Annotated in this window: 9 protein-coding genes and 1 pseudogene; 4 read left to right on the top strand and 6 right to left on the bottom strand. The window is 59.9% G+C overall.

The genetic code is table 11. From position 1 onward, the window contains the following. The first annotated feature begins 75 nt into the window (after positions 1–75). Positions 76–531 carry a DUF4168 domain-containing protein gene (locus PO860_RS12175; RefSeq protein WP_183606818.1) on the top strand — a complete coding sequence of 152 codons (456 nt, stop codon included), beginning with the start codon at positions 76–78 and terminating at the stop codon, positions 529–531. 72 nt (positions 532–603) lie between these two features. On the opposite strand, the gene PO860_RS12170 is transcribed toward PO860_RS12175, so the two are convergent. Continuing rightward, positions 604–1218, bottom strand: coding sequence for a 3'-5' exonuclease (locus PO860_RS12170; RefSeq protein ID WP_183606819.1), 615 nt, complete (start codon positions 1216–1218; stop codon positions 604–606). On the opposite strand from PO860_RS12170, the gene PO860_RS12165 reads away from it, so the two are divergent. Beyond that, a complete protein-coding gene (locus tag PO860_RS12165) occupies positions 1217–1378 on the top strand; it encodes a hypothetical protein (RefSeq protein ID WP_275031421.1) in 162 nt (53 codons plus the stop codon). The two genes, PO860_RS12170 and PO860_RS12165, sit on opposite strands and share 2 nt — an antisense overlap. Before the next feature lie 128 nt (positions 1379–1506). Here the strand turns inward: PO860_RS12165 and PO860_RS12160 are convergent, their stop codons facing one another. Both PO860_RS12160 and PO860_RS12155 read right to left on the bottom strand, forming a co-directional pair. Then, positions 1507–1893, bottom strand: a complete 387-nt coding sequence (locus PO860_RS12160; protein WP_183606820.1) for a cupin domain-containing protein — start codon at positions 1891–1893, stop codon at positions 1507–1509. A 150-nt stretch (positions 1894–2043) separates the two neighbouring features. Beyond that, positions 2044–2310 carry a DUF2277 domain-containing protein gene (locus tag PO860_RS12155; RefSeq protein ID WP_183607669.1) on the bottom strand — a complete coding sequence of 89 codons (267 nt, stop codon included), beginning with the start codon at positions 2308–2310 and terminating at the stop codon, positions 2044–2046. Between the two features lie 250 nt (positions 2311–2560). Here PO860_RS12155 and PO860_RS12150 point away from each other — a divergent pair. Next, positions 2561–2857: pseudogene (locus tag PO860_RS12150) on the top strand (Beta-galactosidase C-terminal domain); the annotation flags it as partial. 250 nt (positions 2858–3107) lie between these two features. Here the strand turns inward: PO860_RS12150 and PO860_RS12145 are convergent. The 3 genes from PO860_RS12145 to PO860_RS12135 form a co-directional block, all read right to left on the bottom strand. After that, complete coding sequence (locus PO860_RS12145; RefSeq protein ID WP_275037834.1) at positions 3108–3467, bottom strand: SIR2 family protein; 360 nt, start codon at positions 3465–3467, stop codon at positions 3108–3110. A 156-nt stretch (positions 3468–3623) separates the two neighbouring features. Beyond that, a complete protein-coding gene (locus PO860_RS12140; protein ID WP_275031417.1) occupies positions 3624–7526 on the bottom strand; it encodes an AAA family ATPase in 3903 nt (1300 codons plus the stop codon). 305 nt (positions 7527–7831) lie between these two features. Beyond that, complete coding sequence (locus tag PO860_RS12135) at positions 7832–8434, bottom strand: hypothetical protein (RefSeq protein WP_275031414.1); 603 nt, start codon at positions 8432–8434, stop codon at positions 7832–7834. Positions 8435–8687: 253 nt separating this feature from the next. On the opposite strand from PO860_RS12135, the gene PO860_RS12130 reads away from it, so the two are divergent. Continuing rightward, positions 8688–11471 (top strand): bifunctional diguanylate cyclase/phosphodiesterase, encoded by a 2784-nt coding sequence (locus PO860_RS12130; RefSeq protein ID WP_275031412.1) that lies wholly within the window; start codon positions 8688–8690, stop codon positions 11469–11471. Positions 11472–11582: the final 111 nt, after the last annotated feature.

Genomic DNA, 11582 nt, shown 5'->3' with positions numbered 1-11582 from the left:
CCAGCCCCAGCGGCTGAGCGATCGACCGAGGCGGTCCTGCTGCCGCTCAAATCATGCACGTGAAAAGGAACGAATATGATCACTCGTTACACACCCGTCGCAACGATGACCGCTGCGGTCTTCAGCCTGCTTGCTTTCAGCCCGGCATCCGCTCAGCAGCAGCCGGCACAAGCGCAACCGCCGGCACAAGGCCAGGCGCCGATGCAGGGACAGAGCGGTGGCAACGGTGCGGCCGCTCCCGTCAGCGATCAGAAAATCGAGGCCTTTGCCGTTGCCTATCTGCAGGTCGACAAGGTCAGGCAGGAATATTCTGCCAAGATCGGCGCGACGAAGGACGAGGCTGCCAAGCAAAAGCTGCAGCAAGAAGCCAAGAAGCAGATGGTCGACACCGTCGAAGCCTCTAACGGCATCTCCGTCGAGGAATATTCCTCGATCCTGACCGCCGCGCAGAGCGACCCGGCCCTGGCCAAGAAGGTTCTGGAAAAGATCGGCACTCCGCCGCCGGCGGCGCCAGCGCAACAGCAGCAATAAGCCGCCCGCCCCAAGGAAGCAGTGCCCGCCGTTTGGCCGGGCGCTGCTTCAAGCCTTGCTTGTGTCGTGCCTTCAGAGCCGATCGAAAACCTCGGGCTGCAATTGCCCGATCTTCATCAGATGCTGCAGCGTGTATGATAGCGACAGAGCGTCGTCCAGCCCATCATGCGCCTGCAAGGGAGGATGGTCGACGTTGTAGTAGTCGGCCAGCTTGTTGCTGGGCGTCTTTGCCAAATCCTCGATCGGCATGCCCGCAGCAATGAGAAGCTTGACGGCATTATCGAACCGGCGGGCCGGGATGGAAGGCTGGACGCCTGCGACATAGCAGCTGACGGCCACCATGTTCATCTCATCCTTGCCCCAGGACCAGAACCGGGCGCCGCCCGAGAAGCTGTCGACATCGGAAAGGGCATCCTCCAGCGCCACGCCATGAGCGTCGATATCCTCGTCAGTGATGCCGGTCAGATGGGTGAAGTAAGGATCGAGCGGATACCGCTTGCCGAAGCGATCGATGGGTCTGATATAGGATTTGTACGTACCAAGGATCGGAAACTCGCCTTCGAGGCCGAGCTTGACGGCTCCGATCTGCGCGATCACGGGATCGGGATCATGGGCCGCGCACCAAAACCTGCGCTGCGAGCCTTCGAGGCAAAGAAATTCACAGTCGAATATGATGGCGGTCTTCATGGTCGACGTTGCCCTCACCAATTTGGTCGATAAGTTCGAGGAAGTATCCAACACATCGAGCACTCCAAATGAAGACTATGAGCCAAGCAACGCCGCCGTCGACAAGGGCAAGGCTGGCCGAGGCCGTTTCATCCCGGTGGTCGATCCCCATATTGCCTGAACTCACGCAAGCGGCCGGGCATCTCCGCAGGCCTCCACCTCGGCTCCCAGCGCAATCGCGTGGCTGGCCGCCGGAGGTCGCTCCTGCCGCGGCTGCCCCCGATCCGAGTGAGCGTTTCTACCAATGGCTCACTTGGCAGGCACGACGAGCGCCTCGCCCTTGCGGACGATGTAGGTCGCCAATTCCGACGCCTTGCCGCTGCCGACGTTCTTCGCCGAGTGAACGGTGCCGGAGGGAATGAACAGGGATTGGCCGGCCTTGAGGATCACCGGTTGCCTGCCTTCGAGTTGGTATTCCAGCGTGCCCTCGATGACGAAGGCAACTTCCTCGCCGGGATGCGAATGGTTCGGTGCGAGAACGCCTGGGGCGATATCGACGCGGACCTGGACGACCTCGTGGCCGGGGACGTCGATATCGTTCTTGATGAGATCGGTGCGCTCTATCGGCTGTTCCGCATGCGCTGCTGCCGCCCCACCGAGAACAAAAGCGAGCGCCATAGCCTGGATCATTTTCATCTTGTCATCCTTCCTGAATTGACCATTTGTCGGCGCATTGGCCGCACCGGTATTTCAGTCGATGATTGAACCAGGGATGTGTCCGGAACCCCCCATTTTTGTAAGCGAGTGTATCTGCGGACCTGACTCTCCTGCGAGGACCGGCTTTGCTTACGCGAACCGGATCGCGCTTTTCGCGCGCGCCTTCGCCGCTGCTTCCTCGCGGTCGCGAGGCGGTTGAGACGTCTCCAGTGAATCGAGCAGTTCGCGGGCGCAGGCAGCGATCGAACTGACCGCACGTTCGAACGCGGCCTCATTGCGCTTCGATGGCTTGGTCGCTCCGCTCAGCTTGCGCACGAACTGGAGCGCGGCATCGTGAATCTCTTCGTCCGTCGCTGGCGGATCGAAATTGAACAGAGGTTTTATGTTTCGGCACATGGCTTGCTCACGGTCGTTTATCTTTGCCACTGAGGGGAGAGCGGCCTCGTATGAAAGGTAGTCGCGTGAGCGCGAAATGCAACGGCCCGCGGAAGTGGCCTACGACATCTATCCCTTGCTCTATGACGAGTTCCAGCGGCTCGGAAATCACGCCAAGGTGCAGGCGCTGCATCTCGATATCTGCCGCGCCTTTTCCGGCAACTACATCGTGCCCGAGCAGCAATCGGGCTTCGGCAGCCAGCCGGGCTTCTGCAAGGTGGTCTATCTCGGCACCTATCTCAAGCCTGATCTGACCGAGGCGCTCACCGAACGCCTGTTTGCGCCTGCCGGCATCGAGCCGCTGGTCGGCGGGCTGCCGGAGGGCGTGGAGGTGACGATGCGGATGAAGGAGGAGCGGTGGCGGCTGTTTGTGCAGAATTATATGGATCAGGCGGTGACGGTGGGTGGGGTGCCGGCTGGGCGGGATTTGCTGGATGGGGAGAAGCCTGTGAGGGGCAGGCTGGAGCTGGAGGGGTATGGGTGTGCGATTGTGAAGTTGGAGGGGTGAGGGGATGGGCATACGGGGGCGATGAAGAAAGGTGTCCGCGCATGTTCTTGACGCGCGGACATTACGATGGCTTTGCTGCACTAACCGCGCTTCAAATCAAAATAGCATTTTGGTTCGATGGGTCTTGTCGACTTCGGCCGGTCGCCACCGTCGACCCTAAGCGGATTTTTTGTAGTTATTGAAGGACAAGGCTGCTTTGCACCCCATCTCGGTCGTTCAGGCGGACGCCTAGTCTATATTGCCTGCTCAATCAAAGCGAGAACGCCTTCGACAATCGATCTTGCAGCCTCGCATCGACCACGGGGTTCACATACCTAGGGATGAGATCATACTGCTTTTCTAGGAGGAAATCGAAATTCGTGGTGCAAACCAGGTCGAACTTAATCGTGCAAAAAGCGCGGTGCGCTTCGCCAGGCAGAGCATCCCGCTGATGTAGAATTTCGGAGAGCCTCTCAATTAGACGTGCTCGGCCAAGCTCATGTTCATAAGCGGACATCGCGTCGACAGGATTCTTTGCTGCGAAATCCGTAAGGTCGTCCTCAAACGCTTTGCCAAGATCGTCCCATAAAGGCATCTTTTTGCCAGCGGGCAAGACTGCATTCAGCGACATACCTACTCCAACGACAGGTAGCCATCGACCTTTCACTAAATCATCAAGCAATGGGTCTTGGAAAGTACTGCAGATATTTCGTCATTTTGGTCCCTGAGCTCAAATCTTAACCACGGCTGGGAAAGTAAATAAATGAGTGCGTGCTCCAGTGCGAGACTAGGAGTACAGCACACCGATGACCTTGCGCGCGGTTACCATGGTGGGGACGTCATGCGCGGCCTCCGAGGATACAGTCGCAACGACCAACGAAGATCCTAGCCCGCCAATCGTTTCCAACTGCCGCAAGTGGTTCAACTTGCCGGGCAGACGAGCACCGACCCTCTTGAACACGTTAGCGCCGTCATCCAGAGCTACCGCAACGAGACGCCCTTCCCAGGCATCCAGATCCTGCGCCGAAAGTTCCGCGCCGCCGAGGATGATCTGACCTGGCAGTGCTAGTGGAATGGCGCTCTCCTCTTTCACGCGATAAGCGACTGCGACCTCTTCCAGTTCGGGCACCTCTTCAATCTGGATCGCTTCGTTGCCACCAGGCGGTGGGGGCATGTCGCTGAAGATCGCGCCGACGATTCTGTGCAACCGGATCTGGCTCTCATCGAAGGTCAAAGTTGGTCGGGGAACGCGTGGATCGGGCATCTGGGCCGCGAGCGAAACTCCGATCGAGCCGGTCGACTTTACAAGACGCCGCGCCAGTACCTGGCCCTTCGGGCGTGCGATAACGAGATTTCGATCACTCCCGGGATATGGCTCCACGTCGACGATCGCCACCGACCCAGAAGGAATGGCAAATCCCAATGTTTCGCCCCGAACGTAATAGAGCGCCTTGTTCTGAAACCAGTTGCCGATCACCTGCTCGTCGGGAACGTCCTGCGATCCGCCCTCCGGCGCGTTGCCGACGAATGCGGCGATGTCAGGGAAGAGCGGTACCACGAAATCCGGCACCGACATTGTCTTCAACGGTACGATGTTGCTTGCAGCTGCTGCGTCAGTGAGCGGCTCGCGCCAGCGGTAGAGGCGAAACTGTTGGTGGACGTCCTCGATGGCGGTGCGCAACTGGGCAAAATGGGCAGCAACGGCTTTCACGTCGCCATAGCTGATGGATGGCTTCTGATGATGTGAGGCATTGAGGATACGCTTCGCCTCCGCGTCGGAGGCTAGGCCGGGATGGTCGACGAATCGCTTAAGGATGGGATTGCGAAACAGTTCTCCCTGGTTGGAGGCGATCAATCCCCTCAATCGATCGACGAGTGGCGAAAGGGTGAGTGCGTGGGTTGCAGTTGTGAAGGCTGGATGCGTTGTCTCGTCGAATAGGTCGCCCAGCCGGACCTCGAGGAAGACCCGCAGCGCGGAGGCATAGTCCTGCGCCTTCACCGCATCGTCCGGGCTGTTGACGAATTCATCTCTTTTTCGATCGACCTCCTCTATCGCCAGCGATATGCCGAGCTTTGGACGGACGCGATTAACCGGATGGACCGATAGGTGTTCTACGGAATCCCTTGGGCGGTTCTCGGCCACAAGGGAGCGTGCGAACTTTCGGTCGTGCGTTGTCACCAGCAACTGAGCTTGGGTGGCCGCCAACTTCGACAAGCCTCGTGCCAGCCGCTCGCGGTTGTCGTTATCGAGCAGTTCTTGGGGATCATCGAGGACCAGTGTTCGCAGACCGCCTCGGGTCCTCAGGACGTGCTCTCTGAATGCTAGGAAGAATCCAAGCAGGGCGGCTCGAAGCGAGGATGCATTGGAGATGTGCTGCGCCGGCGCTTCTACACCTTGCCGGCCCACCCGAAGATCGAGAATACCCCTGGCATCCATGGCGGTTCCAGTTAGGTCCGGGGCGAAATCTGTTGCATTTCTGAACATTTCCTTGCGCCAGAACTCCGAGCGATTGTGGAGCCTGGATCGCAGGCCATCCACCTGGGAGTGGGCAAGTGCTCCGAGTGGTTTGATGAACGCGAGCGCCTTTACAGCTTTCCGGCACGCTTCTATGCGGTCCAATCCGTTCATGTATTCGGCGCGTGCTCGCTCCATCCGCTCAACATGTCCCATGGCCTTGCTGAGAGGAGCCACGCCCTCGACGATCGAAAGGAGCTTCGCCAGCCTCCTTCCGACCGCTCGCTCAACATCGACGTCTTGGGGGTCGCCCTTCAATACGATCGTCCAGATCATGCGAATATCCGCCGCGCTCGAGGCGCGCCACTCGGCGAAGGCCGACGCCCGCACGATCCTGCCAAGCATCTGCTGGAGTGGCCTTGCATCCGACAGGCCATCGGGGAAGATCGGTGTTTCTGGCTCTTTGAATGCCGGCATTACAGCTGCTCGCTTGTCGAACAGCTGGGCGGTGTCCGCCTTGAGCGCGTGCAGGGCCTCTGCGAACACATCTGTCGCGAACAATTCGTCGATGAAGCCGGTTCGCAGGAGATCGATCGGCGCGGCCGGCAGGTCGGCCTCCACCTCGCGTTTGATGCCATCCGGTAGCTCCTGCAGGAGCCGGCCAACCCAGTAAGACGACCACTCTCTAATCGTCCGTGCTGTCGTCTCCCTGTCCTTGGCAGCCTCCTCAAGGTCCTTGCGAATCAAATTGCCGGTTACCGGATCCTGAATCCCATCCAGAGACCTGGTGCAGATCGGACACTCGGTTTCGTTCTCAAGGGAATGCTGGTGCATCCATGCGGAAACCCTGGCATAAAGCTGGGCACGGCGTGCCCGATTGGGGTCGAGTGCCAACTGGCTCAGCATTGCAGCCTGGGCTTGGACTTCTGCGACGAGACCTCGGATTGTCTCTCTGTCGTCATCCTCCATCTTCAGTGCTGACAGCTTTGCGATGGCCGGCAAAGTCTTGACGTGGTTCAGTTGTTCGATAGCCGGGTGGATGCTCTTCTCGAGATCGTCTCGAGATTGCTTGTTCTCCGGGTCGAAGTCGCTGCCGAGAACCTTGGTGGCGGAAGCCAGCCCTGCCGCCTTTAGATCGGTAAAATGCTTAGAGATGGTCTCAAGACGGGTTTTGCAATCAGCTTGGTGAATGCTTGGCACCGGTTCATCCAATGCCATCGCCTCGTACTCCAAAAGTTCTCGAGCGAGGTCGTCGGCAGGTTCGCGATATCGAGTTTGGACCTTCGCAGAGAGTGCTTCGAGATCCGGGACGCTGCGTTTCTCGATGCGCTCGGAAAGTCTCTCGGAATGCTTGGCCAGATCGACGAGATCAGACAATCCGGTGAGGCGAGCAACGGCTTCACCCAATTGGGAGACGGAGCCGACAGACAGGAACGGCAGGAGCGCGGGCATTGTAGTTGCTATCCGCCATGCAACTGGGTCCAGACCAATTGCTTCAAGATCAGGTGGCGTCTCGGTGATCTTGCCTCTCGGCGTGCGAACCTGCGAACGTCGAAGCGGGGGCAGCAAGTTGCCATCGCCATCGCTGAATGTGAGCTCCACCCATGTGTCCGCCGGGATCGGTGAACCGTCCGCGGGCAGATCGCTGTCGGCGAGGGGCATTGGAGTGATCGCTGACATCGCATGTGTCGATGTTTCCGTATCGCTGCGCTTCACCTCGCAGTAGAACTCGGTCGGACCGGCCTCCGGCTGGCGTTGGGACCGAATCAGATGGCCTGTCAGGCACCAGACGATCGCATTGGCGATGGAGGTCTTGCCGGACCCGTTAGCGCCTTCAAGCAGGGTTACGTTTTTTCTAGGACAGAAGTCGAAATCCTCGGGCGGTTCATTGGTGAGGCCATAGACGTGCAGACCGGCGAAGCGGTGCGCCTTCACCTGCACGAGGTGAAGAAGCAGCTTCGACTTAGAGGCCGGTCCACCTGCATGCAGCGCAACGATTGGAGGTTTTGAACCGATCAGATTAATGACCGCATCGGTGTCGGGTGTGTTCTGGTTCGCGACCCACTTGTTCGGATTTCGGCGATACCAATCTAAGATCGCTCGAGCGTCGTCGGACTCGATCTCGAGGGTCTTACCATCGGTCAATGCAATGGATCGGCCGCTCACAAGATCTGCGAGCAGTACGTCCGTCGTAAGGAGATGAAGCTCCCTGGTCGTGCTTTGCTTCTCTGTCATCAATTGCTCCCCCACGTTGGAGACAATTGAGCAACGACTCTTAGTTGTCCAGTGCGCTAGTTCGATTGGCACGAAGTTTCGGAAGGGACTTCCGGGAACTCGGTTTAGACTAGGAGGGTTGCACGAAATACAGGCTAGTTACATCGCCACAACCCCTGGGGCAGAGCCACAGAAGCCGGTGAGGGGGAGGCTGGAGCTGGAGTGGTATGGGTGTGCGATTGTGGAGCTGGAGGGTGAGCTGGGCGGGCCTAAGGGGGATATGTGAAAGTGCGTCGAGTGTGCCGGCAACGGGATCTCACGATCAATCAGTTGCCCCAGCCAACTTCGAACCGATCAAATCGAACCTCGCTCAACGGCTGGTTGGAGGGGCCTAACCTTACCGAACGAAGAACGAGATGAAGCTCGGGGGAATAGTATTGTTCGAAAATAATCGGCGGCAATTCCGTCAGTTTCAGACGGCTGTTGATGGCCCAAACTTTGTAGGAACAAGATGCAATCGTTTCCTCTCCCAAGCCGTCGAACCGAATAAAAGTCGTGCCCGAATCGGATTTTTTGCCATTGATGAAAAGCGTGGTGTCGGATTGCCAGTTCTTCTTCTCTGGTAGATCGTCCAACGCAATCGCATTCGCGTATTTCAGCTCATGCGTACCGCTGGCACTCACTCTCTTTTCGACGAGCAACGGGTGCAGATAGACAGCCGACACCGGCTGCAGTGAACCGTCTCGCTCCATCAGCCGTTGTTCGGTGAGACTCGGGCCGTCCGGCTTGTAGAAGACGGAATAGAAAGGCGCTTCTCTGGTCAGCAGCACGCCCTGTTTGGTCTCATTGGCGGTTAAGCAATTGCCAAAGGCCGGCACCGCCAATGTTATTCCGACCAGTAACGACAGATTTCTTAGCAAGATCGACATCCCGGATTCCCTTCATCCAAGTCCGCTACCTCAGTGCTTGGGTGAAATTAGGGAGATCGAAGTCGCCGGCCCGGAGCTGGCCCACAGTCGAAAATCCATTCACCATACCAAGACACCCCCCATAAACCCTAATCCCACAACCGGCCGCCAACCCGCCCAAACACCCGCATTTCCCCGCCATCCGCCCCGCCCACTTCAACCTTCCTTAAGCGCCCGCTGATTAGCGTGACCCCGCAAATCGAGGGCCACTTCCATGTTCACCGTTCTGACATGCGTTACCGAGCAGCATAATCTCACGCTGGTCGGTCTCGCGGGTTTGATCTGCTTTCTCGCCAGCCTTTGCGCCATGGTTCTGCTCGATCGGGCGATGTCATCCGATGGCGCTGCCCGGTGGGTGTGGATCGGGACGGCGGGGGCGGCTGGCGGCTTTGGGATCTGGGCGACGCATTTCGTCGCCATGCTGGCTTACGACCCCGGTGTCGTCGTGGGTTATCATGCCGGCTTGACGCTGGTTTCGCTGCTGGTGGCGATCGTCGCGACCACAGGCGCGATCGCAGCCAAGATCGGCTATAGCAGGTGGGTGGCGAATATTCTGGCGGGCGTGCTCTTCGGCGCCGGCATCGGGTCGATGCATTTTTCCGGAATGCTCGCCATCGAATTCCCGGGCGATATTTCGTGGGATGGCGGGTTCGTGGCGGTGTCGGTCGCACTCGGCATCGCCTTTTCGGTCGCGGCCTTTCGGTTTGCGGGCAGGGGCGAGCGGTCGCTTCTCGGCAGGCTCGCGCCGACGCTTCTGTTGACATCAGGTGTGGTCGCCCTGCATTTCACCGCGATGGCCGGTGTCACCGTCACGCCCGGCATTGTGGCGCTCGATCCCGCGACGCTGCTTTCGCCCGCGGTCATGGTGGTGACGATCGCCGCCGTCACCTTTTCACTGCTGGCAGCGGGTTTTGCGGCGGCCATTTTCGCCGTGCGCTCGGAGGCCAAGACCGCCAAGGCGGAGCGCAATTTCAAGCTGCTCGTGCAGGGCGTCACCGACTACGCCATCTGTATGCTCGATCCCGACGGCAAGGTCAGCAACTGGAATGCCGGCGCCGAGCGCGCCAAGGGCTATCGCGCCGAGGAGATCGTCGGCAAGGATTTCTCGCTGTTCTATTCGGCGGAAGACTGCCGGAAAGGCCTGCCGCAGCGGGCGCTCGCGACCGCCCGCACCGAGGGCAAGTTCGAAGCGCAGGGCTGGCGCTATCGCAAGGACGGCTCCTCCTTCTGGGCCGATGTCGTGATCGACGCGATCCGTGACGAAGCCGGCGCGCTGATCGGCTTTGCCAAGATCACCAAGGACAACAGCAAGCAGAAGGCCGATGCCGACCGGATCGAGGAGGTGACCCGCAATCTCGACGTGGCGCTCCAGAATATGGGGCAGGGTATCTGCATGTTCGACGGAGACGAGCGCCTGGTGCTCTGCAACAAGCGTTATCTCGATATCTTCCGCTTCCCCGAGGGTTCGGTTCGGCCGGGCATGCCCTACCGGCAGATTGTCGAAATCGGCTATGCCGCCAACACCGAGGATGCGGCGGAAGCGGCTGCCCAAGCCGAGGCGCATTACATCAGGAACATGGCGCTGATCCGGGCCGGCGCCGGCAGCGCGGTGCACACATATGCGAGCGGTAAGTCGATCCAGCAGAATGTCAACATGCTGGCCAATGGCGGCTGGGTCGTCACCTTCGAAGACATCACCGACCGGCTGAAATCCGAGGAGCAGGTCGCCTTCCTCGCCAAGCACGATGGGCTGACGGGCCTGCCGAACCGGCTGCAGTTCGGCGAGCGCGTTTCCGAGGAACTGATGGTCGCGGACCGGGTGAGCGGCCATGTCGCCGTCATCGGCATCGATCTCGACAAGTTCAAGGAGGTCAACGACCAGCACGGGCACGCCACCGGCGACATCGTTCTCGTCGAGCTCACCCGGCGTCTCGGCGCGGCGCGGCAGGAGGGCGAGTTCATCGCCCGCTTCGGCGGCGACGAGTTCGCCGCAACCAAGCGCTTCGACGATTTGAGCGCGCTGCACGATTTCATCAGCCGGCTCGAAAGCGCGCTCGGCGGCACGGTCACCGTCGACGGCTTCGAGATCAAGACCGGCGCCAGCCTCGGCGTTGCGATCTATCCGAACGATGCCGAGAGCGTCGATGGGCTTCTCGCCAATGCCGACCTGGCCATGTACCGCGCCAAGCACACCCTGCTGCAGAGGGTCTGCTTCTATGAGGCCGATATGGACGAGACCGCGCGCCACCGCCGCGCGCTCGCCAACGACCTCTGGGCCTCAATCGATCGCAACGAGCTTCATCTGCACTATCAGGTGCAGAAATCGGTGCGGACGGGAGAGATCACCGGCTACGAGGTTCTCTTGCGCTGGCGCCATCCCGAGCGCGGCAATATCCCGCCGATGGATTTCATCGGCCTTGCCGAGGAATGCGGCGCGATCCTGCCGATCGGCGAATGGGTGCTGCGGGAAGCCTGCCGGGAGGCGGCGAGCTGGAGCAACGGCCACAAGATCGCCGTCAACCTCTCGCCGGTCCAGCTCGGCCATGCCGACATGGCGGCCGTGATATCAGGCATCCTCGCCGAAACCGGCCTCGACCCGCGGCGTCTCGAAATCGAGATCACCGAAAGCTCCATCATCATCGACAAGGACAAGGCGCTGCGCACCATGCGGGAGATGAAGGCGCTCGGCGTCTCGATCGCCATCGACGATTTCGGCACCGGCTACTCCTCGCTGGAGACGCTGCGCTCCTTCCCCTTCGACAAGATCAAGCTCGACAAGAGTTTCATGGCCGAGGTCGAAAGCAACGCCCAATCCAAGGCGATCGTCCGGGCCATTCTGGCGCTCGGCCGCAGCCTGGAGGTGCCGGTGCTGGCGGAAGGCGTGGAAACGCAGGCGCAGTTGGATACGCTTTTAGAAGAGCAGTGCGACGAGGCACAAGGTTATCTGCTCGGAAGGCCGCAGGCGATGCGCGCGCCGTCGATCGAAAAGGCGGCTTGAACAGTAAAGGCGGACGGGAGCGGAGAGGTTGCGGCTTAGTTCCTTCGCCCCGTTTACGGGGGTCCGAAGGACGGGTCGAGACCCGTGGCTCGACCCCGGTCGGTGGCGGCA

Source organism: Rhizobium binxianense (assembly GCF_028994275.1).
Taxonomy (GTDB): Bacteria; Pseudomonadota; Alphaproteobacteria; order Rhizobiales; family Rhizobiaceae; genus Rhizobium; species Rhizobium binxianense.
The sequence above is the reverse complement of the archived record's forward strand: the minus strand, read 5'-3'. Positions and strand labels throughout refer to the sequence as shown.